Below are 22,281 nucleotides of genomic sequence, written 5' to 3' on the forward strand. Positions count from 1 at the left end.
TGGCGCAACTGTCAAGCGAACCGGGCTTGCGGGCGCTCCCGGAGCGGCATCAAAGCGGCAGATTGCCATGCTTCTTGGGCGGCAGGGACTGGCGCTTGCTGCGCAGCTGGCGCAGGGCGCGGATGAGCGCCGGCCGGGTCTTGCGCGGTTCGATGACCGCGTCGACGAAGCCCCGCTCGGCGGCGATGTAGGGGTTGGAGAACTTCTCCCGATAGAGGGCCACCTTCTCGGCGCGTGCCTCGGCGGGAGAGTCCGCCTTCTCGAGCTCGCGTTTGAAGAGGACGTTGACCGCGCCCTCGGGACCCATGACCGCGATCTCGGCCGATGGGTAGGCGAGGTTGACGTCCGTCCGGAGGTGCTTCGAGGCCATGACGCAATAGGCGCCGCCGTAGGCCTTGCGTGTGATCACGGTGAGTTTGGGGACGGTCGCCTCGGCGTAGGCATAGAGGAGCTTGGCGCCGTGCTTGATGATCCCGCCATACTCCTGCTGGGTGCCGGGCAGGAACCCGGGGACGTCCTCGAAGGTGATCAGGGGAATGTTGAAGGCGTCGCAAAAGCGCACGAAGCGGGCGCCCTTCAGGGAGGCGTCGATGTCGAGCACCCCGGCGAGGTAGTTCGGCTGGTTGGCGACGATGCCGACGCTCTGGTTGGCGAGTCGCGCGAAACCGACGACCAGGTTGCGCGCGTAGGCGGCGTGCACCTCGAGGAACTTGCCGTCGTCGACCACTTCGCCGATCAGCCGATGCACGTCGTAGGGCTTGTTCGGGTCGTCCGGAATCAGCTTGGCGAGGAGCTCCGATTCGCGGTCCGGGTCGTCGTCGCTCCTGCCGGCCGGAGGGTCGTCGATGTTGTTGGAAGGCAGGAAGGAGAGCAGCTCGCGGATCCCCATGAGGCAGGCGGCGTCGTTGCCGTAGGTGAAATGCGCCACCCCGCTCTTGCCGGCGTGGGTCGCCGCCCCTCCCAGATCCTCTTTCGTCACCTCTTCGTGAGTGACGGTGCGGATCACGTCCGGTCCGGTGACGAACATGTAGCTCGTCCCCTCGACCATCAGGATGAAATCGGTGATCGCCGGCGAGTAGACCGCCCCGCCGGCGCACGGACCCATGATCGCCGAGATCTGGGGCACGACGCCCGAGGCGAGCGTGTTGCGGAGGAAGATGTCGGCGTAGCCGCCGAGGGAGACCACGCCCTCCTGGATCCGCGCGCCGCCCGAATCGTTGAGTCCGATGACCGGCGCGCCGTTTTCGACCGCGAGATCCATCACCTTGCAGATCTTGGCGGCGTTGGTCTCCGACAGCGACCCGCCGAAAACCGTGAAGTCCTGGGCGAAGAGGTAGACCAGGCGGCCGTCGATCGTGCCGTAGCCGCAGACCACCCCGTCGCCGGGGATCTTCTGATCCTCCATGCCGAAGTCGCGGCAGCGGTGCGTGACCAAGGCGTCGATCTCGACGAACGACCCGGCGTCGAGCAGCAGGTCGACCCGTTCGCGGGCGGTGAGCTTGCCGTCCTTGTGCTGGCGGTCCACGCGCTCCGCCCCGCCCCCGGCGGCGGAGGCCGCGAGGCGTCTCTCGAGATCGGTCAACAGTTGCTCGCGCACGAATCGCCCTCAGTCTGCCCACAGGGAGCGTGACGGCCCGGGCGGAGTCTCCGCCCGGCGCCCCCGCCCGGTTTGCGTTCGCTGGCCAGGGGCGTGTGCGGGAAGACTATCGCCAAGCGGCAGCCATGTGCAGCAGAATCCCCCTGCGATGAACCAGGACGAAGAACAGCTCCACCTGCTCTCGGTCTTCCACTACGTCCTCGCCGGCATCTGCTCGCTGGTCTCGCTCCTTCCGCTGATCTACTTCGGGATGGGCCTGGCAATGATCTCCGGCATGGGCGGCGGGCCGTCCGGCGATTTCGGTCCTCGGCTGGCCGGCTGCGTCGTGGCCGGAATGGGCGGGCTCTTCCTCGTCTTCGCGGTCGGCTACGCTCTGGCCCTCTTCCTCGCCGCCCGTTTTCTCGCCCAGCGCCGCCGGCACACCTTCTGCGTCGTCGTGGCGGCGATCTCCTGCACTTTCACGCCGCTGGGGACTGTCCTCGGCGTCTTCACCCTCATCGTGCTCTTCCGCCCCTCCGTCAAGACCCTCTTCGGTCTCGACAGCCCGCCCCCCGCTGCCTGAGGGGCGCGCCCCGCCCGGGCGACCCGGCCCGGGCGCCTTGCCCCGGGCCGTGGCCCTTTGTTAGACTTTGCTGCGTCGCGGCAGATGTGCGCGATCGCAGCTCACCGAGTCGGACCCCAGTAACCAGGCGCTTGCCCTCGGGCTCAATGAATCGGGGCTCATGGTCGAAGAACGCAACGACCCGCGCCGTCTTAAGGATCCCCAGGACCGGCAGCCGTGGATGCGGCTCGCGGGCACCGGGGTCGAGCTCGCCGCAGCCGTGGGCGGGTTCGCGCTCCTGGGTTACTGGATCGATCGGCACTACGATTCGAGTCCCTGGGGCCTGCTGGTCGGGGCGCTCCTCGGCCTCATTGGCGGGTTCTACAACCTGATCAAGGCGTCTCTCTCGGCCTCCCGGGAGGCTCGCGAGCTCGATCAGGAGTCGAAAGAGGAACGCGAGCAGCCGTGAATGGAGCCCGGACGTCGGAGATCTGGCTGGGCTTCGCCGGTGTCGGCGCCGCGGCCACCCTCGCGCTCTGTCTTCTGGGCCAGGTAGTGGCGGCGCAGCTCGGAGTGCCGGAGGCCGGCAGCAGCATCTGGGCAGGATGCCTCGCGAGCTTCGCGGGGAGTCTCGCCGGCGCGCTGCCGCTGGCGCAGGAGATCGCCGGCAAGGCGGGGGACGGAGCCGCGGCAGCTGGCCGTGTCACCGGGTCGCCCATCGCCGCCATCGGCAAGGCGAGCCTCTTCCGGCTGCTGGTCGCCTTGACGGCAGGTTTGGGAGCGGTCCTCGCCGGCCGCTGGGATCGACGGGCACTGCTCTTCACGCTGGCCGCGAGCTACGTCGCGCTGCTCGCGGTGGAAACCTGGTGGCTATTGAGCCGCCTGCGCGCGAAGCGGGCGTAGCTTTCACGAAGGACGATCGGAGACCTGCCGGATGATGGCACCTGAAAATCCCCTCAGCCATGTGATCCAGCACCCTTTGAAGGAGTTTCCCGCCGACCTCGGAATGCTCACTCCCCGGGGCGTGATCACGGTGCTCTCCGATCAGATCGTCATGATGATCGTGGCCGGACTGCTGCTGATGTTCGTGTTTCCCCTCCTGCTGCGCCGACGCGCCGGTGCCGATCCGATCGGCCGCCTGGTGCCCACCGGCTTCGGGAACTTCGTCGAGACGGTCTGCCAGTACCTGCGCAAGGAGATCGCCGAGCCGGTCCTGGGTGTGCATACCGACCGCTTCATCCAGTACGTCTGGAGCGCCTTCTTCTTCGTCCTCACGATCAACCTCCTGGGGTTGCTTCCCCTGCACCCGGTTTCGGCGCTCTTCGGCACCCACATCGGCGGCGCGGCGACCGGCAACATCTGGGTGACGGCGACCCTCGCCATCCTCACCCTCATCCTGATGGTCGTGAACGGCCTGCGCTTCGGCGGCATGGCCTACATCAAGCACTTCTGTCCCGGCCCGCTCTGGCTCGCCCCGCTGCTGATTCCGGTCGAGATCATCGGCCTCGGCGCCAAGACCTTCGCGCTCGCCGTCCGACTCTTCGCCAACATGATCGCCGGCCACATCCTGCTCGGCGTCCTGCTCGGCCTGATCTTCTCGGCTGTCCAGGCGCTCGGCACCGGCGCAGGTCTCGCCGTGACCTCGGTCATCGTCGCCGGCAGCGTGGCCATCACGCTCCTCGAGGTCTTCGTCGCCTTCCTGCAGGCCTTCATCTTCACGTTCTTGACCGCCCTCTTCATCGGCATGTCGGTGAACGTGCATCACGATGAGCACGACGAACACCACGAGCACCACGAAGAAGCAGCCGCCCACTGATTCCACGTCCGCCCGCAACTTTCGACCACCCTCCGACCACGAAAGGAAGCTCAAAATGAACCGCAAGAACTCCGCCCGGCTCGTCCTGATGCTCGTCGCCGTTGGTTTCGTCCTGATGTTCGCCCCCGCCGCGTTCGCCGCCGAGGGAGATGCCGGCGCGGCCGCGGCCTCGTCCTCCGGTCTCGGCAAGATGGGCGGCGCGATCGGCGCCGGCCTCGCCGTGATCGGCTGCGGTCTCGGCATCGGCCGCGTCGGCGGCAGCGCCACCGAAGCGATGGCCCGCCAGCCGGAAGCCGCCGGCCAGATCAACACCGCGATGATCGTCACCGCCGCGATGATCGAAGGCGCGACCCTGTTCGCCGTCGTCGTCGGCCTGCTGGCGGCGCTCTAACGCCCGCTGCCACCGATCGAATGAAGATCGAACGCACGCTTCAGCTGGCTACCACGTTCGCTCTTTCTGCCGCGCCTCTTCTGGCGTCGGAAGAGGGCGGGCAGGGCGGGCCTTTCGAAGGCAACATCGGCAACGCCCTGTGGACGCTGGTCATCTTCGGACTGGTGGTCCTGGTGCTCGGCAAGTTCGCCTGGAAGCCGATTCTCGGCGGACTCCAGCAGCGCGAGGAGTTCATCCGCACCTCGCTCACCCAGGCGAAGGCCGACCGCGAAGCGGCCGAGGCCCGTCTCAAGGAGTACTCCGACAAGCTGGTCTCGGCGCGCGCCGAGGCCACGGCGATCGTCGAAGAGGCTCGCCGGGACTCCGAGGCGCTCAAGCGGCGCTTCCAGGAGGAGACCCAGGTGGAGGCAAACCGAACGATCGAGCGCGCCCGGCGCGAGATCAAGATCGCCCAGGAGACCGCCGTCAAGGAGCTCTACGTGCTCACGGCGCGGCTCACCACCGACGTCGCGGGCAAGATCCTCGAGCGCGAGATCAACCCCGCCGACCACGATCGGCTGATTCGCGACTCGATTCAGGCGCTCGCCGACGGAAAGAGGAACTGAGATGGCAAGCAGCCAGGCCGAGGAACAGTCGCTCGCCCGCGTCTGGAGCGACGCGGTCTTCAGCCTCGCCGCGAGTCGCGGCGTCGAGGACGCCATGCTCGAGGAGTGGCGCGGCCTGGTCGAGCTGCTCGACCGCGACAAGGACTTGAAGGCCGTGATGGCGAGCCCCCTCGTCAAGAACGAGGAGAAGCGCCAGCTGATCGAGAAGAGCTTTCGCGGCAAGGCGAGCGACCTGTTCGTCGATTCGCTCCAGGTGATGCGGAGCAAAGGACGGCTCGGACTGGTGCGCTTCGTCGCGGCCGCTTTTCACGACACCTGGATGACGAGCAAGAACCAGGTCGAAGTGCGGGTCACGAGCGCCGTGCCGCTCTCGCCGGAGCTGCGCCAGAACCTGGTCGCCGCGGCAGGGAAGTTCGCCGGACGCAGTGCCCAGCTCGTCGAGAAGGTCGATCCGGCCCTACTTGGCGGCCTGGTCGTGCGCGTCGGCGACGACAAGTTCGACGACAGCGTCGCCCGGGAGCTCGAGCTGCTTCTCGGCGCCTTTGCGGCCCGCGGTTCGCGCGAGCTGCCCAGGCTTCAGGACTACATACACAACAGCGAAGAGTCTTCGCGAGGAGTTTGAAGGATGCGATTCAGGGTCGACGAGATCTCTTCGGTCATCAGCGAAGAGATTCAGCAGTATCGGCAGAGTGTCGATCTCACCGAGACCGGCAAGGTCCTCGAGGTCGGTGACGGCATCGCCCAGGTCTACGGGCTTTCGAATGCCAAGTCGGGCGAGCTGATCGCCTTCTCGAACGGCTCCATGGGCCAGGTCTTCAACCTCGAAGAGAGCTCGGTCGGCATCGTCATCCTCGGCGAGTACCTCGGGATCAAGGAGGGCGACGAGGTCCGCCGCACCGGCGAGCTCGTCTCCGTGCCCTGCGGCGAGGCCATGATCGGCCGCATCGTCGACCCGCTCGGCCGGCCGCTCGACGGCCTCGGTGTGATCGAAACTCCGCATCGCCGCCCGCTCGAGTTCAAGGCTCCCGGCATCGCCCAGCGCCAGCCGGTCACCGAGCCGCTGCAGACGGGCTTGAAGGCCATCGACTCGATGATTCCGATCGGCCGCGGCCAGCGCGAGCTGATCATCGGCGACCGCAAGACCGGCAAGACCGCGATCGCGATCGACGCCATCCTCAACCAGAAGGGCGCCGGCGTGATCTGCGTCTACGTCGCGGTCGGCCAGAAGGAGTCGACGGTCGTCGGCCTGGTCGAGAAGCTCCGCGAGCACGGCGCCATGGACTACACGATCGTCGTGTCGGCCTCCTCCGCTGATCCTGCGCCGCTGCAGTACATCGCCCCCTACGCCGGCGCAGCGATGGCCGAGTACTTCATGTACCAGCAGGGCAAGGCCACGCTCTGCGTCTACGACGACCTGTCGAAGCAGGCGGCGTCGTACCGGCAGCTGTCGCTCCTGCTGCGGCGTCCGCCCGGCCGCGAGGCCTACCCCGGCGACGTCTTCTATCTCCACTCCCGGTTGCTGGAGCGTTCGGTCAAGCTGCGCGACGAGTACGGCATCGTGCCGAAGGACGCGCCGGCGGATCTCACGGATCGCTCCAAGGTGAAGCGGCACCCGCAGGGGCTCGCCGCTCCGGTCGAGGTGCGGCCCGACGACGAGATCGGCCTCTATCACCGCCCGCACGGCAAGCACACCGCCGAAGCATTCCTCGCGACGCTGCCGGACAAGGACAAGTTCCGGGTGCACCGCTTTCCCGACTCGGGCGGTTCGATGACGGCGCTGCCGATCATCGAGACCCTCGAAGGCGAGGTTTCGGCCTACATTCCGACCAACGTGATCTCGATCACCGACGGCCAGATCTACCTCGAGCCCGATCTCTTCTTCGCCGGCGTCCGGCCGGCGGTGAACGTCGGCATCTCGGTGTCGCGCGTCGGCGGCAACGCCCAGCGCAAGGCGATGAAGAAGTTCGCCGGCTCCCTGCGGCTCGACCTCGCGTCGTTCCGCGCCCTGGAGGCTTTCTCGCAGCTGGGCACCGACCTCGACACCGCGACGCAGAAGCAGCTCGACCGCGGCAAGCGCATGGTCGAGCTCCTGAAGCAGCCGCAGTTCCGCCCGCTGCCGACCTTCGAACAGGTGATCTCGATCTTCGCCGGCACCCAGGGCGTGCTCGACGACATCCCGGTTTCGGGTGTTCTGGCCTTCGAGAGCGCGATGCTCGCGCATGTGCGCCACGAGTTCCCGGAGATCCTCCAGGAGATGGAGAAGACCGGCGACCTGCCGGAGGCGCTCGCCAAGAAGTTGCTCGACGTGCTCCACAACTTCAGGGGCCAGTACGTAGCGACGAACCTGGCGGGCGCCGCCAAGAGGCCGGCCTAGGGTCATGGCGAACCGCCGCGTCCTCGTCAAGCGACGCAAGTCGATCCGCAACATCCGCAAGATCACGCGGACGATGCAGCTGATCGCGACCGCCAGGTTCCAGGCGGCCTTCAACCGCGCCGTGGCCTCTCGGCCCTACACCGAGAAGCTCGCCGAGCTGGTGGCCGATCTGGCACGCGCCGGCGACGGCCTCGACCATCCGCTGCTCAAGACCCGGAACCCGTCCGCTCCGGCGGCAGTGCTCGTGCTGACCTCGAGCCGTGGCCTCTGCGGCGGCTACAACTCGAGCATCCTGCGCACCGCTCTGGGCTTCCTCGAAGAGCGCCGGCTGGGTGCTGCGCCTTCCGAGGTGTCGGTCCACGGCAAGAAGGGCCTGGCCTACTTCAAGTTCATCAAGATGGCCTTCACCCCGCCCGAGGCCGAGATCAGCGACCCGCCGCGTTTCGAGCAGGTCGAGCCGCTGGCCAACACGCTCATCCGGCGCTTCCTGGACGGCGAGATCTCCGCGGTTCACGTGACCTACATGCGCTTCTACTCGGCCAGCAAGCAGCGGCCCGAGACGATCCAGCTCCTCCCTCTGGCCCCGACGGCCCCGCCGGCCGGTTCCGGGGGCGCCAAGGCCAGGGCGGTCGACTACGAGTTCCGTCCGGAGCCCGGAGCGCTGCTCGACGACCTGCTGCCCGCGGTGGCGCGCATCCGGCTCTTCCAGGCCTTTCTCGACGCCGCGGTCTCCGAGCAGATCGCCCGGATGGTCGCGATGAAGGCGGCGACCGAGGCCTCCGAAGAGATGATCAAGACCCTGAGCCGCCAGTACAACCGGGCGCGCCAGACGCAAATCACCATGGAACTGCTCGACATCGTCGGCGGCGCGAACGCGCTCGCCTGACGCTGTCCGGAACGACACTTTAAGAACTCGTAACGATTCGCAGCGAAAGGTTGAACGACATGTCCAGCCCCAACGTCGGACGCATCACCCAGGTCATCGGCTCGACTCTCGACGCGCAGTTCAGCGAAGACAGCATGCCGTCGCTCTACAACGCGCTCTCCGTTCAGGTCGAGCGCACCGTGCTCGGCGAGAAGATGCGGGAGACGCTCTGGTGCGAAGTCGCCCAGCATCTGGGTGGCGGGCAGGTTCGCGCCGTGTCGCTCGGCTCGACCGACGGCCTGCAGCGCGGTCAGGAGATCACCGACAGCGGCTCGGCCGTGACCGTCCCCGTCGGCCTAGAGACCCTCGGCCGGGTGTTCAACCTGGTCGGCGAGCCGATCGACGACCGCGGTCCGGTCACCACCACGGCCCGCCGCGCCATTCACCAGCTGCCCCCCGAGATGTCCGACCTGTCCTCGAAGACGGAGATCTTCGAGACCGGCATCAAGGTGATGGACCTGCTCTGCCCGCTGGTGCGCGGCGGCAAGGCCGGCCTCTTCGGCGGCGCCGGCGTCGGCAAGACGGTCATCATTCAGGAGCTCATCGCCCGTCTCGCCCGCTTTCACTCCGGCTACAGCTGCTTCGCCGGCGTCGGTGAGCGCACCCGCGAGGGCAACGACCTCTGGCTCGAAATGCAGGAGGCCAAGATCGGCGACACCGGCAAGTCCGTCATCGACCAGACCGTCATGGTCTTCGGCCAGATGAACGAGCCGCCCGGCGCGCGCCTGCGCGTCGCCCTTTCGGCGCTCACCATGGCCGAGTATTTCCGCGACCAGACCGGCGCCGACACCCTGCTGTTCATCGACAACATCTTCCGCTTCACCCAGGCCGGTTCCGAAGTCTCGGCGCTCCTCGGCCGCATGCCCTCCGCCGTCGGCTACCAGCCGACCCTCGCGACCGAAATGGGCGAGCTGCAGGAGCGCATCACTTCGACCAAGCGCGGCGCGGTGACCTCGATTCAGGCGATCTACGTGCCGGCCGACGACTACACCGACCCGGCGCCCGCGAACGCGTTCACGCATCTCGACTCGACTGTGAACCTCGAGCGCTCGATCGCCGAGAAGGGCATCTACCCCGCCGTCGATCCGCTCGCGTCCTCGAGCCGCATCGTGACCGCCGAGATCCTCGGCGAGCGCCACTATCAGGTCTCGCGGCGCGTGCAGCAGATCCTGCAGCGCTACAAGGACCTGCAGGACATCATCGCGATCCTCGGCATCGACGAGCTCTCCGAGGACGACAAGGTCATCGTCCGCCGGGCGCGCAAGATCGAGCGCTTCTTCTCGCAGCCGTTCTTCGTCGCCGAGCAGTTCACCGGTTTCCCGGGCATCTACGTCAAGCGCGAGGACACGATTCGCTCGTTCGAGGAGCTCTGCGACGGCAAGTGGGATCATCTGCCGGACCAGGCGTTCATGTACGTCGGCACCGTCGAGGAAGCGGCGGCGAAGGCCGAGAAGATGGCGGCGGCCTGACGATGGCCAACTCCTTTCACCTCTCGGTCGTGACACCGGAGCGCGAAGTGCTTTCTCTGGAAGCCAGATTCGTCGCCCTCCCGGCCTACGACGGTGAGATGGGTATCCTCGCGCAGAGAGCGCCGCTCCTCGCCAAACTGGGAGCGGGCCTGCTGCGCGTCGAGGAGGCCGGCGGCGCCAAGCGCAAGCTGTTCATTGCCGGCGGCTTTGCGCAGATGGTGGACGACAGACTCACCATCCTCACCGAAGAGGCACAGGAACCCGACAAGATCACCGCCGAGGCCGCGAAGAGCGCCCTCGCCGCGGCCGCGAAGCTCCCGAACGGCACCGAGAGCGAGAACCAGCGCCGCGCTCAGGCCACCGTCCGGGCGCGCGCGATGGGCCGTCTCGCCAAGGCCTGAGGGGCAGCAACCACGTCCGAGCCGCCCCGCATCCTCGCTGCTCGGGGCGACGCGCCCTCGGAGTACGACGAGCTCTTCGCTCCGCCGGGCGAGGAGGAGCAGCGCTCGGTCGAGGTCGTCCGCCGGGCGTTCCACGCCGCCGCCGGTCCCTATCTCTCCCATCCCCTGCCCTGGTTCGCCTGGGCCTGCATCCTGCCTGCGGCGGCGCTGCTCACGCCGCTCGCCCTGGCGACGGCGCGCGAGGCCGGCGTGACGATCCTATGGTCGGTGGCCATTCTGATCGGCGGCGCGATCGAAGGACTGACGATCCTGCGTCAACAGCGACACCGCGGGCGTTCGCGACTCGGCGCCTGGGCAATGCGCGCGCAGGGGAATCTCTCGCTCGTGGCGGTCGCACTCTCAGGGCTCGTGCTCTGGCTCGACGGCGCGCGTTTCCTGCCGGGCATCTGGCTGCTTCTGCTCGGGCACAACTTCTTCGCGCTCGGAGGCCTCGCCTTCCCGCCCATGCGCCTCGCCGGGCTCTTCTATCAGGCCGGGGGCCTTGCCGCACTCGTCCCGGGCTCACGCCCGTTGTGGGCAATGGCCGCGGCGACCGCGCTCGGCAACGGCTGGATCGGCTGGGGGGTGCTTCGGGAAAGGGCGCGCGAACAGGCGAGGGCCGTGGCGCGAGAGAGCGACCGCTCCGGTCAGGCGACCGTCGAACCGGAAAACGGCGTCTCGTAGGTGCCCGAGCCGCTCAGCCGGTCGGCGAGCGAACGGCCCGAGAGGGCGAGCAATCCGGGCAGCCCGAGCAGCATCCAGGTCAGCCAGTGGCCGAGCCAGCGCAGCGCCGTCTGGCCGAACGAGAGCGGTTCCGTCTCTTCGCTGCGCGCGATCAGACCCGACCAGGCCATTCCCGGCGTCTGCCCCCAGAAGGCGAGCGAGACCACACAGTAGAGGAACGAGAACGAGAGCAGGAAGACCACCAGTGCGGGCAGCGAGGCCAGGCTGAGCTCGGCGCCGAGGAGTGTCGCCCCGACAGCGGCGACAGCGCCGACACCGAGCAGGATCGCGACATCCCCGCACGCGGCACGCAGCCGGGGCGCGATCGGAGCCGAGGGCGCCAGCGCCTTCGGGCCGTCCGCGGCCGACCCCGCGAATGCCGCCGTGGCCGCTGCGACAGCCGGCATCGCCGAAGTCGCCGATCCGCCGGTCCCGGAATTCCGAGCCGCTTCGCGCGCCGCCGGGCTTGGTACCGGAACGGGTCCGCGAGGCGCAGCGGGAGGCCTCGCCCCGTACGACGGCTCGGAGGCGACCGGCTCCGAGCCGGACGGCGGGAGCTCGTCGTCGTCGAACAGCGGCAGCGACTCCGGCCGCGCGCTGCGCCGCGATCCACGGCGCGCCGGGCTCTCACCCCGGTGAGCGTCCGCCAACGCCGGCGGTGGGCCGGAAAGCGGCAGGTCGAAGAGAAACGGTTCTTCGGGTTCGCGGCTCATCGCGCAGGGAGATTGCGGACGAAGATCTCGAACAGCAGGTCCTCGTTGCGCTGGCTGTAGACAGTGGCGAACGCCTGGAGTCGGCCGAGCGCCGCATCCTGGGGATCGAGCTCGAGCGCCTCGCGGAACTTGTCCGCAGCGGCTGCCGGATCGCCGCGCTGAAGGTCCACGATGCCGAGGTTGTAGTACGAATCCACGATCAATTGCCGGACGTCCCGATTCGCCGGTTCCGCCTCGCGGCGCCGCCAGAGTCGGTTGAGCAGGAAGTCGTAGTCGCCGTCGGCGTAGAGCTTGAGCTCTTCTGCGAGCGGCGCCAACCCCTCCTTCGCCTGGCCCTGGAGCGCGGTCAGCTCCGGCGAGAGCGGCGCGATCGCCGCCGCCTCGGTCAGCCAGCGGTCGCAGCGCAGGAGCTCGCGGTCCCGGCAGGCGCGCTCGGCACCGCCAACGAGCTCCTGGCGCTTCCGCTCGAACTCGGGGGGCAACCCCGCCGGCACCGGCTCCGCGGGCTTGATCAGAGCCTCCCACTGCGAGATGAGCGACTGGGCCTCGGCGTACTGCGGCTCTTGCGGCGGCAGGCGGCGCAGCTGCGCGATGGCGACCGCCGTCTTGCCTTCGGCCTGCAGCGTCCTGGCGCGCGCAATGACGTCGACCGCGGCCGGTGCCGCGGTCTCGAGCGGCTCCCGCGAATTCGGGAAGAGGCTCGCCCGATTGCGCAGCAGCAGCCAGCCACCGGCCAGAAGCAGGACGAGCACGGCGCCGCCGATCCAGACGAAACCCCGCGCCGGAGCGCCGCGCCGCTTGGCCGCGAGCGCGAACCCGGGGCGCTCGCCATCGCCCCGGGGGCGGGCCGCGCCCGGCTCCGGCGGCACCAGAATCTCCCCGCTCACATTCTCGCGCGCACCGCGAGCGCCCGGCGCGCCGCTCTCGACGGCGAGACCCGGAGCCTCGCCACCGCGCAGCCCGGCCCCAGGCAGGCCGGCTACGGAGGCGAGCGGAGCGCCGATCTGGCGCTCACGGATCTTCTCCAGATACTCGAGGGCGACGAGATGACCCGGCGAAAGCTCGAGGACCTGCTTGAAGGCCGCCTCGGCGCTCTCGAAGCCGCCGCTGTCGAAGCGGGCGACGCCCTCGTGGAAGATCTCTTCCATCTCCCTCTCGCGCTCCGCCTTGAGCTGGCGCGCTTTCTCGATGCGGCGCGCCGCCTCCTGGTGGTCGATATCGATCAGGAAGATCCGTGACCAGGCGTCGATCGCGGCCTGGTACTCGCCGCGATCGCAAGCGCTCTGGCCGGTGGCGAGCAGCTCCTCGATACGTCCCGAATGCTCGCCGGAGACCTCCCCGGTGCCCGAGCCGTACCCGACTTCACCGGCGTAGGAGTTTCCCGCCGGTTCGAGTGAGTAGTTGTCTTCCGCCAGACCGGCGAACGAGAAGTCGACCTCGGGCAACTCGAGATCCACCCCTGGAGCCGCGCTGGCAGCCGGAGCCTCGGGCTCCTCGTCCATCTCGATGCCGCGACGCCGGCCGCCCATCGAGCGCTCCGGATCGGAGTAGAACTTCTTCGCCTCCTCGAGAGCCAGGAGCTCGGGATGATCGGCGTCGAGCACCCGCGCCTTGCGGATCAGGCGGTCGGCCTCCTCGGTGTCGCCGCTCTGCAGCGCCTGACGAGCCGAATCGACGAAGGTCTTGACGTACGGGGCAGCTTCGAGTCGTGCCCGCGCCTGGTCGACCAGCTGACGGGCCTCCGCATCGGCGGCGAGCGCCTGCCGGCCCTGCTCGGCCTCGGTGAGAATGTCGCCAAAGCGGCGTTCCACGAACAGACGGGCGAAGTGCGCCCCCAGCGGGGCGCCGGCCGGCGGGGACGGCGGCGGGACCTCCAGCGGAGCGACCTCGGCGCCGCCGAAGAGTGCCGCGAGATCCGGGCCGCTGCGCCCGGCCTGGACCAACTGCTGCAGGGTGCGGGCCGGGCCGAAATGCGGATCGAGGCGCAGGATGAAGTCGCATCCCAGGAGCGCCTCCTGACGGCTTCCCTTCGTGGCCAGCTCCAGCGTCTGCCGGAAGGTGGTCAGGATGCGCTGCTTCACATCGGAAGCGAGGGCCGGATCTCCGGAATAGCTCATGGGGCGCGAAAGCTCCTGACGATGCTAGCAAAGCCGGCGCTGCACGACAACGCGACCCCACGCGGACCCGGACGCATCGGCGTCAGCCTCCGGCGAGAACGGCGTCGGCGAGGCGGCGCGGGAGCCCCCCGAAAGAGCCCGACGACATGGTCAGGATGACGTCTCCGGACGTCGCTCCCGCGAGAACCTCCGCCAGCAGCGCATCGAGGTCTTCGGCCAGGACACAAGGCGTGCCGCCCTGCGCGAGCTCCGCCGCCAGCGCTTCGAGGTCGAGCCGGTCTCCGGGAGCGAGGCGGTCGCGATGGAAGATCGGTGCGAAGAAGGCCCGGTCGGCGACCGCGAAGGCGCGAGCGTAGCCCGCGAGCAGAAAGGCGCGACCGGCGGTGAGACTGCGCGGCTCGAAGCAGGCGAGGAGCCGCCGACCCGGAAATCGCATCCGCATGCTGGCGAGCGTCTTCTCCACCGCCGTCGGGTGATGCGCGAAGTCGTCGATGACCACGATGCCGCGATGGTCCGCGAGCAGCTCCTGGCGGCGCTTGACGCCGCGGAAGCGCGAGAGCGCCTGGGCGAGCCTCTCCGCATCGAGGCCGTCGCGGCGCCCTGCCGCCCAGACGGCCAGGGCGTTGACAGCGTTGTGCACGCCCCAGATGGGCATCGCGAGCTCCCGCTCTTCGCCGCTCTCGTCGCGCAGTCGAAAGCGGATGCCATGGTCGTCCGCCTCGGGTACCCCGAGAAGCCGGACCGCGTTCGATTCGTCTTCGCCGTAGAAGACGACCGGGCATCGGGCGGCGCTCGCGAGCTCGCGCACCTCTGCGCTGTCGCCGCAGGCCACGATCCGGCCGGACTCGGGTACGAGCGCGATCAGCCGGGCATAGGCTGCAAGCAGCGACTCCGGACTCGGGTAGAGATCGGCGTGGTCGTATTCGACCGAGGTCAGGAGCAGGGTCTCGGGGCGATAGTGCAGAAACTTCGCGCCGCGGTCGAAATAGGCGGCGTTGTACTCATCGCCCTCGATCACGAAACGCGCGCCACGGCCACGGCGGAAGCTCACCCCGAGGTCGAGCGGCACGCCGCCGATGAGAAAGCCCGGATCGCGTCCGCACTCCGACCAGACCCAGGCCGCCATGGCGCTGGTCGTCGTCTTGCCGTGCGTCCCGGCAACGACCAGCGGCTCCCGGTCGGCGAGAAAGAAGCGCGCCAGGGCTTCGGGCATCGAGAGCCGCGGCAACCCGAGACGCTCGGCCGCAACCGCTTCCGGATTGTCGCGGCGGACGGCGTTGCCGATGACGACGAGATCCGGGGCCGGCGCGAGGTGGCCGGCCTCGTACCCGACCCAGGGGAGGATCCCCGCCGCCTCGAGCAACTGGCTCATCGGCGGATAGAGCGGTCCATCCGAGCCGGTGACCCGATGGCCCTGGGCTTGCAGAAGACAGGCGAGCGGCGCCATTCCGGTACCACCGATGGCGACCAGATGAAGGTGCAGCGGATCTTGGGTCAACGGGCTCCGGGAGGCTGGTTGCGGGGCGTTCCGCCCCGGAAAGTGGGCGCAGTATAACATCCGGTGCCGGGCCGATCGGACGACGGAGGCCCCCCCGCACGCGACAAGGAAGAGGAGTCAGGCATGTCGAAGTCGATCGGAACCGCGACGCTTTCGGGGCTCCTCCTGAGCTCGCTCGTGAGCCTCGCTGCGGCGCAGCAGACCCCCCCCGCCGCGCCGCCCCCTGCTGCCGCGGCTCCCGCGGCGGCTCCGGCTGCTCCCTCTGCAATCGCCGTCGCACCGGCCCCGAAACTCGTGCCGGTCGAGGCGATCCGGGACGTCGGCAAGGTCGCCAAGGGCGAGAAGGTGAAGGTCGATTTCGAGGTGAGGAACGACGGCCCGGCCGAGCTCGTGATCACCGACGTGCACCCGACCTGTGGCTGCACGGTGGCGAGCTTCGACGCCCGAATCGCCCCTGGCGCGGTGGGCAAGATCCACGCCGAGATGGACACCGTCGACTTCGCCGGCCCGATCGCCAAGACACTGACCGTGCTCTCGAACGATCCCGTGCAACCGCGCGTCATGCTGACGATCAAGGCGCGCGTCGAGCCCCAGGTCAACGCCTTCCCCGGCTACGCCCGCTTCGTCTTCGTGCAGAACCAGCCGCCGGTGACCGTCAAGCAGTGGCTCTGGTCCGAGAACTTCGCCGACCTCCGGATTCTCGCCGTGAAGTCGCCCTACGACTTCGTGCGCGTCGCGTTCCGCCCGGCGACCGCGGACGAACGGCGCGCCGACGCGCCGACCGTCAACCAGTGGATCGTCGAGACCACCATCCAGTCCGACGCAGAGATCGGCGCGCTGCGCGACTTCCTGATCGTCGAGACCAATCATCCCAAGCAGAAGGAGCTCCGCGTGGCGGTCACCGGTTTCGTGCGGCCGTTGCTTCAGGCGACTCCCGCGATCGCCGAGTTCGGCGCCCTCGACCTCGGCGCGGCGTCTCAGGACTTGAGCCTGGTGGTGGTGAACTTCGGCGAAGCGGCGCTCGAGATCGCGAAGGTGAGCGCTTCGGTGCCGGGGGTCGAAGCGACCATCAAGCCGATCGAGGCCGGCCGCCGCTGGGAAGTGAAGCTCGAGCTGACGGCCAAGATGCCCAAGGGCCGCGTCGACGCCACCGTCACCATCGAAACCACCAGCACCCAGCAGCCCACGCTGCAGGTGCCGCTGCGCGGCACCGTGAAGGGATGAGACTCCGCTGCGCGGCACCGTTGCGGGAGAGAGCGCCGCTGCGCGGTACCGTCGCGGGATAGAGCGCGCCTGCGCGCTAGTAGAGTCCGCGCTCGCTGCGCGCCGGGGCGTTGCCGCGCTTCTTGCCGCGCAGCTCCTCCACCATCCGCAATTGATCGCCGAGCGCGCGCACCTGCAGCGCCGCGAGCTCGGCGATTCCGGCCAGGGCCAGGTCGAGCAGGCGGTCGAGCTCGGAACGCTCGAAGCTGCGTTGTTCGCCCGTCCCCTGCACTTCGATGAGCCGGCCGTCGGCGGTGCCGACGACGTTCATGTCGACCTGCGCGCGCTGATCCTCGCGAAAGTCGAGGTCGAGGAGGGGTGAGCCGGCGAGAAGACCCACCGAGACGGCCGCCACCTGCGACACCACCGGCCACGCTGCGAGGTCGCCCGCCATGAAGATCCGCGACAGCGCGCCGACCGCCGCCACCCAGGCGCCGGTGATCGCCGCGGTGCGGGTTCCGGCGTCGGCCTGCAGGACATCGCAGTCGATGATCAGCGTGCGCTCGCCGAGCAGCTGAAGGTCGACCGCGGCCCGCAGGCTCCGCCCGATCAGCCGCTGAATCTCGGCCGTCCGGCCGGAGGGCCGCCCCTGGGAGACCTCGCGCGCGCTGCGCGTCATCGTGGCGCGCGGCAGCATCGCGTACTCGGCGGTCAACCAGCCCTTGCCGCTGCCGGCGAGAAAGCCCGGCACCCGCTTCTCCACCGTCGCCGCGACGAGAACCCGGGTGTCGCCGGCCGAGATCAGCACGGAGCCTTCGGCGAACTTCAGCGGATCGATCTCGATCGAGACCGGCCGCAGCGCGTTCGCCGCTCGCCCATCGACCCGCACTGGCGCTTCCCGCGACGTCTCGGTGCTCAAGGTTCACTCCTCTCGGGAATCGTTCGCCCGGATCCTGCAGCAGAATTGCCGATATCGACCAGCTCGAGCGTGATCTTGCGACCGAGGAAATCGCCCGCGATGCGCTCGAAGCGCTGCGAGGCGTCGGTGACGCAGAAGTGATCGCCCCCCTCGGTTGCGCCGGCAGAGGCGACGGCCAGCATGCCGCGGTGGGCGAGCTCCGCCGCCACCTGTTCGGAGACCGCGGCCGCCGAATCGACCAGCAGGACACCCTCGCCGGCGATACGCGACAGCAGCGGCGCGAGGAGCGGATAGTGCGTGCAGCCGAGGACCAGCGTGTCGATGTCGTGCGCGAGGAGCGGCTCGAGATAGCGCCGTGCGACCTCGGCGGTCACCGGATCGTCGAGCCAGCCCTCCTCGATCAACGGCACCAGCAACGGGCAGGGCTGCGACCAGATGGCGAGCTCGGGGACGATCCGCCGCAGCGCCGTGCCGTAGGCGTCCGAGCTCACCGTGGATTCGGTGGCGATCACTCCGATCCGGCCGTTCCGGGTCGCGGCCGCGGCGCGCAGGGCGCCGGGTTCGATCACGCCCCAGACCGGCAGCGCGCCCGCGGGGTGATCGAAGCTGTCGAGGGCCAGGGCGGAGGCGGTATTGCAGGCGACCACGACGGCCTTGACGCCCCGGCGCTCGAGGAACTCGAGATTCACCTGGGTGTAGCGGCGCACGGTCGCCGCGGATTTCGTGCCGTACGGCAACCGGGCGGTATCGCCGAGATAGAGCAGGCGCTCGCGCGGCAGGCGGCGCTCGAGCGCCGCGGCGACCGTCAGTCCCCCGACGCCCGAGTCGAAGACGCCGATCGGCCGCGGGTCGCTCACGAGGCCTCGAGGTCGGCGCGCAGCCGCAGGGGATGCCCCGTGTCGACATGGCCGGCGAGCGAGGACCGCTGCACACCGTTCCAGAGCAGCACGACCCGGTTGGCCTCCTCGACGTTCCTCAGCACGGTGTGAACGACGGCGTAGATCCGCAAGAGCTCGACGGTCGACCCCGACTGCGGCGGCTCGGCGACCGGATCGCTGCGCAGATCGACGATCACGGTGCCGTCCTCGAGCAGCAGGAGCTTGCCGAGCTTCACCTCGGGCGGAAAGACCGCCACGCGCGGCGCGACCGGCGGTACGGAGAGGAGCGCCGCGACGGCTCCAGCGGCCCGGGAACGCGCCCCGCTCCCGCTCGTCACGGGCGCCTCCTGCGCCAGCAGCCGATCGTCGCCGGAAGGAAAGAAGAGCCGCGCCGTCCAGGTCTCCTGGGCTGCCATCGGCAGGACGACCGCGGGCGCCGGCGAGACCGCCGAGCCTCCGGCGGCCGGCGCGCCCGGCGCTCCAGTCGAGCCGTCCGCGGAGGCGGAGAGCGCCATCCCGGAGTCGCCCAACGCATTCCTGCGCGTCGAGTAGAGCCAGAGGCCGGCGGCGAGTGTGATCGCCACCGCGAGGCCGACCGCCCAGGCGGCCCAGCTGCGCTTCAAGGCGCGCCCGCCGCGGCGGTCGCGCCGGTTTCGTACTCGAGCTTGAAACGCCCGACCGCGCGCACCAGCGTCTCCACCAGTTGGGCGCGATACTCGGGGCTGCGCAGGCGCTGCTCTTCGTCGCGCGTGCTGATGAAGCCGACCTCCACGAGGACCGCCGGCATGGCCGCGCCCATGAGCACCCGGAACGGCGCCTGTTTGACGCCCCGGTCGCGCAGGTCGAGCGCCCGGTTGAGCTCCTCCTGGATGAGCGTCGCGAGGCGCTGCGACGCCGCGAGGTGCTGGCTCTGTGCGAGATCCCAGAGCAGGAGCTGGAGCTCGAAGTCGTCGCTGCCGGCGGGGGCGACCGCGGCGCCGACGTAGTTTTCGACCGCCGCGGCGTCCGCGGCCCGCTGGTCGCTCGCCTGCAGGGAGAGAAAGTAGGTCTCGGCGCCGACGGCCCCGCGGCCGACGCTCGAGTTGAGATGAATCGAAAGGAAGAGGTCCGCCTTGTTCTGATTGGCGAGCGCCGAACGCTCGTCGAGCGCGAGGTCGATGTCTTCGGTGCGGGTGAGGACGGTGCGCACCCCGAGCGTCTGCTCGAGCCGCGCTGCGAGCGCCGTCGAGAGGAGCAACGCCAGCTCCTTCTCGGCGCTGCCGGCCGGCCCGATCGCGCCGGTCTCTTTGCCGCCGTGGCCCGGATCGATGACCACCGTCCGGATGGCCCGGCGCGCGGAGTCGCGCGGCACGATGGGCGCCGCCGGCGCCGCCGCCGCAGCTTCGCGAAAGACGTCGAAGACCAGCCGGAACGGCGTCTGCAGGGTGTACGACTCGGCCGCGCAGTCCGGCGCGAGCTCGAGGCGGATGCGCTCCGGCGAGATCTCGATGCCGCGCACCAGGGCGTCCTGGACCTGCGGACCGGCGGCCGGCGGCACGACCCGGTCGCCGACCAGCACGACTTCGTAGAGCCCGGCGCTGCGCACGATCCGGTAACGCGGCGCCTCGGGGAACTGCAGCACGACGGTCGTCACGCCCTGCAGATGCACCAGGCCGACCTCGACCGGCAGCTCTCGTTGTTGCGGTCGCTCCACGGCGAGGATCCCGCGCGCCTCGTCCCAGGTGAAGGTCACTCCGAGTTGGGCGCCGTAGCTCCTCTCCAGCAGCTCGAGCGGCACAAGGAGCCTCCCGTCCACGATGCCGGGCGGCTGCGAGAGCGGCTGGATCTCGGTTCCGGAGGTGATCGCGGGGCTGCCCGGGACGACGACGAGCTGCGTCTCGCCGATCGCCAGGCTGTAGCTCTGGCGGAGCGGCCCGACATCGAGCCGCCCGCCGAGACGGCTGACGATCGGTTCGAGCTCGACGAGCAGCCCGGTGGCGGTCGTGCCGAAGGCGAGCGGCGTGGCGCTGCCACTCACGACGAGGCTCCCGGTTCCGGATCCGGTCAGCACGACCGCTGCGGCGGGGTCCTTCTCCGTGGGATCTTCCTGGGCGAGGAGCGGGCCGGAGACGAGCAGCAGGAAACCGGCAAGGAGGCGGAGGGACAGGCGTCGTTTCACCGGTCGCGACAATAACACTGGCGCTCGACGGGCCGCCGGGGTTTGTGGAATGCTATGTCGGCTATCTGCCTGCGCCCGCGCAGGGCCTCGCCGCTGGGAGACATGAGATGGAAATCCGCCAGTTCCGGGTCGTGCTCAAGGCACGTGACTTCGACCGCACCTGCAGTTTCTACGGTGAGACGCTGGCGCTGCCGCGCCTGCAGAGTTGGGACCGCGAGACCAGCCGCGGCGCGCTCTATCAGGTGGGCACCGCGGTGATCGAGGTCCAGGGTCGCGCCCACGGCGCCGACGACGGCCGCGACGAGGCGTTCGACTACCAGGGCCCGCAGCACAAGTTGACCCTCGTCGTCCACGTCCCCTCGGCCGAGAAGGCCTACGAGGAGCTCATCTTCCGCAACCGCAACATCCCCGGCGGCCTCTCCACCGGCGAGGACGGCGCCCAGATCTTCGGCACCCACGACCCCGACGGCGTCAAGATCGTCTTCCGCCAGACCGACTAGAGCCCGCGCCGGCGCCCCCGACGGCGCCTCCGAGGAGCCGGATTTGCCGCCCGCAAGGGCGATTTGATACTCTTCCCTTCCCCATTTGGCGCGTTCGTCTAGGGGTCTAGGACACTGGCCTCTCACGCCGGTAACACGGGTTCGAATCCCGTACGCGCTACCAAACGTTCGCCGCTCCCCGAAGTTCCCTCGAAGTTGTTGAAATACGGACACGTTAGTGGTGTTCGAAATTCCTTTCCGTCGAAGGTGACGCCTTCCGGGAAAAAGACCTTCTGCAGCCGCTGGCGCTGGTCGAGGCCCGCCTGGATCCAGAGCCGGCTGGCGTTCGAGACCAGGTGCTCGGCGAAGGAGAGGGTCCCTTCAATGTCGAACTCGTCGATTTTCACGTCGTAGAGGTCGAGGTCGGCCAGGGTCAGCTCCTCCTCCACGCGGCCCAGGTGCCGCTGGTAGGTCTCCTTGTCGAGAGCGTTCTCGTAGAGGTACGCCTCGACCACCCGCTCCTTCCGACGCCGTAGGTCGTCGATCCGCCGCTCGATGGCGGTGCGGCGATCGACGACGTCCTTCCGCTCCCCGTTCCAGCGGTCGAGAACCGCCGCCGACAGGAGCTTCAGAACCTCTTCCTTGGGTCGCAGGTCGTCGAGGAGCTGCACGAAGCGCTCCTCGAGCACCGCCTTGCGGACGTTGAGCCCCTTGCAGCCGACGCAGTTGTAGTAGGGGTAGCTCGCGGTCTTTCCCCGTGACCAGCCTCCGGTCAGCGGCCGGCCGCAGACGCCGCAGCGGACGAACCGGCGCAGCGGGAAGTCGGGGTGATTGCGGCGATAGGCCGTGATCGGCGCCCGGGTTTCCGAGAGATGAAGCTGGGCGCGGCCGAAGGTGTCCTCGTCGACCAGGGGCTGGAAGTCGCCCGCGGTGTCGAGATCCCACTTCTCGATCCGGACCCGCCCGAAGTAGATCGGGTTGTGCAGGATCTTGTGGAGCATCGACAGGGAGATCGCCTGGCCCCTCCGGCCGCGGAGTCCCCGCACCCGCATCTCGTCGAGGACGTCCGACAGCTCGCAGAGTCCGGAGGCGGCCAGCTCGAACGCCTTGCGGATGAGTGGCGCGACCTCCGGGTCAGGCTCGATGGTCTTCGTCCCGTTTGGCTTGAGCGCCTTGCGATAGCCGAGCGGGGTGGGGAAGGTCCACCGCCCCTTCTCGGCCGCGGCCTTCATGCCGGTGAGCGTCCGATCCCGCCGTAGGTTGTTGTCGAACTCGCTGAAGGCCGCGAGGATTCCGTCCATCAACTGCCCGGTCGCCGAGTCGTCGATCGGCTGGGCGACCGAGCGCAGCGTGATCCCCAGCTTCATCAGGTACGCCTTCAGGGCGTGGTGGTCGTACTGGTTCCGCGCGAAGCGGTCCAGCATGTAGACCACCA

The 22,281-nt window shown here is 69.1% G+C and carries 23 protein-coding genes, 1 tRNA gene and 1 pseudogene; 15 read left to right on the forward strand and 10 right to left on the reverse strand.

Annotation, left to right across the window (positions count from 1 at the left end):
• Positions 1-49 precede the first annotated feature (49 nt).
• Positions 50-1,597, reverse strand: a complete 1,548-nt coding sequence (locus KBI44_05905) for an acyl-CoA carboxylase subunit beta (GenBank protein ID MBP9143999.1) — start codon at positions 1,595-1,597, stop codon at positions 50-52.
• A 148-nt stretch (positions 1,598-1,745) separates the two neighbouring features.
• Between KBI44_05905 and KBI44_05910 the strand changes: the two genes are divergently transcribed.
• From KBI44_05910 to KBI44_05965, 12 genes are all read left to right on the forward strand, one after another.
• Positions 1,746-2,159, forward strand: coding sequence for a hypothetical protein (locus KBI44_05910; protein ID MBP9144000.1), 414 nt, complete (start codon positions 1,746-1,748; stop codon positions 2,157-2,159).
• 160 nt (positions 2,160-2,319) lie between these two features.
• Positions 2,320-2,607 carry an AtpZ/AtpI family protein gene (locus KBI44_05915; protein ID MBP9144001.1) on the forward strand — a complete coding sequence of 96 codons (288 nt, stop codon included), beginning with the start codon at positions 2,320-2,322 and terminating at the stop codon, positions 2,605-2,607.
• On the forward strand, positions 2,604-3,041 hold the full coding sequence (locus tag KBI44_05920) for a hypothetical protein (GenBank protein MBP9144002.1): 438 nt from the start codon (positions 2,604-2,606) through the stop codon (positions 3,039-3,041). Before KBI44_05915 ends, KBI44_05920 begins: the two co-directional genes overlap by 4 nt.
• 31 nt (positions 3,042-3,072) lie before the next feature.
• Positions 3,073-3,954, forward strand: coding sequence for a F0F1 ATP synthase subunit A (gene atpB / locus KBI44_05925; protein ID MBP9144003.1), 882 nt, complete (start codon positions 3,073-3,075; stop codon positions 3,952-3,954).
• A gap of 115 nt (positions 3,955-4,069) precedes the next feature.
• Positions 4,070-4,345 (forward strand): ATP synthase F0 subunit C, encoded by a 276-nt coding sequence (gene atpE / locus KBI44_05930; protein MBP9144004.1) that lies wholly within the window; start codon positions 4,070-4,072, stop codon positions 4,343-4,345.
• A 20-nt stretch (positions 4,346-4,365) separates the two neighbouring features.
• Positions 4,366-4,950, forward strand: coding sequence for a F0F1 ATP synthase subunit B (gene atpF, locus KBI44_05935; GenBank protein ID MBP9144005.1), 585 nt, complete (start codon positions 4,366-4,368; stop codon positions 4,948-4,950).
• A 1-nt stretch (position 4,951) separates the two neighbouring features.
• Entirely contained in the window at positions 4,952-5,572 is a 621-nt protein-coding gene (gene atpH / locus KBI44_05940) for an ATP synthase F1 subunit delta (protein ID MBP9144006.1), read from the forward strand.
• A gap of 3 nt (positions 5,573-5,575) precedes the next feature.
• Positions 5,576-7,324: a F0F1 ATP synthase subunit alpha gene (atpA, locus tag KBI44_05945; protein MBP9144007.1), complete on the forward strand. Its 1,749-nt coding sequence runs from the start codon at positions 5,576-5,578 to the stop codon at positions 7,322-7,324.
• Positions 7,325-7,328: 4 nt separating this feature from the next.
• Positions 7,329-8,210 carry an ATP synthase F1 subunit gamma gene (gene atpG, locus KBI44_05950; protein ID MBP9144008.1) on the forward strand — a complete coding sequence of 294 codons (882 nt, stop codon included), beginning with the start codon at positions 7,329-7,331 and terminating at the stop codon, positions 8,208-8,210.
• A 59-nt stretch (positions 8,211-8,269) separates the two neighbouring features.
• On the forward strand, positions 8,270-9,718 hold the full coding sequence (atpD, locus tag KBI44_05955; protein MBP9144009.1) for a F0F1 ATP synthase subunit beta: 1,449 nt from the start codon (positions 8,270-8,272) through the stop codon (positions 9,716-9,718).
• A 2-nt stretch (positions 9,719-9,720) separates the two neighbouring features.
• Positions 9,721-10,119: an ATP synthase F1 subunit epsilon gene (gene atpC / locus KBI44_05960; protein MBP9144010.1), complete on the forward strand. Its 399-nt coding sequence runs from the start codon at positions 9,721-9,723 to the stop codon at positions 10,117-10,119.
• A gap of 249 nt (positions 10,120-10,368) precedes the next feature.
• A complete protein-coding gene (locus tag KBI44_05965; GenBank protein MBP9144011.1) occupies positions 10,369-10,842 on the forward strand; it encodes a hypothetical protein in 474 nt (157 codons plus the stop codon).
• Here KBI44_05965 and KBI44_05970 read toward each other — a convergent pair.
• The 3 genes from KBI44_05970 to KBI44_05980 form a co-directional block, all read right to left on the reverse strand.
• The gene (locus KBI44_05970) at positions 10,806-11,594 is read right to left on the reverse strand and encodes an RDD family protein (protein ID MBP9144012.1); all 789 of its coding nucleotides are present in this window, start codon (positions 11,592-11,594) and stop codon (positions 10,806-10,808) included. The genes KBI44_05965 and KBI44_05970 overlap by 37 nt on opposite strands.
• The gene (locus tag KBI44_05975) at positions 11,591-13,711 is read right to left on the reverse strand and encodes a tetratricopeptide repeat protein (GenBank protein MBP9144013.1); all 2,121 of its coding nucleotides are present in this window, start codon (positions 13,709-13,711) and stop codon (positions 11,591-11,593) included. Before KBI44_05975 ends, KBI44_05970 begins: the two co-directional genes overlap by 4 nt.
• Before the next feature lie 82 nt (positions 13,712-13,793).
• A complete protein-coding gene (locus KBI44_05980; GenBank protein ID MBP9144014.1) occupies positions 13,794-15,209 on the reverse strand; it encodes a UDP-N-acetylmuramate:L-alanyl-gamma-D-glutamyl-meso-diaminopimelate ligase in 1,416 nt (471 codons plus the stop codon).
• 123 nt (positions 15,210-15,332) lie between these two features.
• Between KBI44_05980 and KBI44_05985 the strand changes: the two genes are divergently transcribed.
• Entirely contained in the window at positions 15,333-16,433 is a 1,101-nt protein-coding gene (locus KBI44_05985) for a DUF1573 domain-containing protein (GenBank protein MBP9144015.1), read from the forward strand.
• 76 nt (positions 16,434-16,509) lie between these two features.
• Here the strand turns inward: KBI44_05985 and rph are convergent, their stop codons facing one another.
• From rph to KBI44_06005, 4 genes are read right to left on the reverse strand one after another with little or no spacing between them, the layout of a single operon-like run.
• A complete protein-coding gene (gene rph, locus KBI44_05990; protein MBP9144016.1) occupies positions 16,510-17,301 on the reverse strand; it encodes a ribonuclease PH in 792 nt (263 codons plus the stop codon).
• Between the two features lie 26 nt (positions 17,302-17,327).
• Positions 17,328-18,188, reverse strand: a complete 861-nt coding sequence (locus tag KBI44_05995) for a glutamate racemase (protein MBP9144017.1) — start codon at positions 18,186-18,188, stop codon at positions 17,328-17,330.
• Positions 18,185-18,832, reverse strand: coding sequence for a GerMN domain-containing protein (locus KBI44_06000; protein MBP9144018.1), 648 nt, complete (start codon positions 18,830-18,832; stop codon positions 18,185-18,187). The genes KBI44_05995 and KBI44_06000 overlap by 4 nt, the downstream gene beginning before the upstream one ends.
• The gene (locus tag KBI44_06005; GenBank protein MBP9144019.1) at positions 18,829-20,367 is read right to left on the reverse strand and encodes an N-acetylmuramoyl-L-alanine amidase; all 1,539 of its coding nucleotides are present in this window, start codon (positions 20,365-20,367) and stop codon (positions 18,829-18,831) included. Before KBI44_06005 ends, KBI44_06000 begins: the two co-directional genes overlap by 4 nt.
• Positions 20,368-20,474: 107 nt before the next feature.
• Here KBI44_06005 and KBI44_06010 point away from each other — a divergent pair, with 107 nt between their 5' ends.
• Both KBI44_06010 and KBI44_06015 read left to right on the forward strand, forming a co-directional pair.
• The gene (locus tag KBI44_06010; protein MBP9144020.1) at positions 20,475-20,867 is read left to right on the forward strand and encodes a VOC family protein; all 393 of its coding nucleotides are present in this window, start codon (positions 20,475-20,477) and stop codon (positions 20,865-20,867) included.
• Between the two features lie 87 nt (positions 20,868-20,954).
• Positions 20,955-21,030, forward strand: a tRNA-Glu gene (locus tag KBI44_06015).
• Here the strand turns inward: KBI44_06015 and KBI44_06020 are convergent.
• On the reverse strand, positions 20,990-21,820 hold the full coding sequence (locus KBI44_06020) for a zinc ribbon domain-containing protein (protein MBP9144021.1): 831 nt from the start codon (positions 21,818-21,820) through the stop codon (positions 20,990-20,992). The two genes, KBI44_06015 and KBI44_06020, sit on opposite strands and share 41 nt — an antisense overlap.
• A 228-nt stretch (positions 21,821-22,048) precedes the next feature.
• Positions 22,049-22,281, reverse strand: a pseudogene (locus KBI44_06025) (recombinase family protein).

The organism is Thermoanaerobaculia bacterium (assembly GCA_018057705.1).
In the GTDB taxonomy this organism is placed as follows: Bacteria; Acidobacteriota; Thermoanaerobaculia; order Multivoradales; family JAGPDF01; genus JAGPDF01.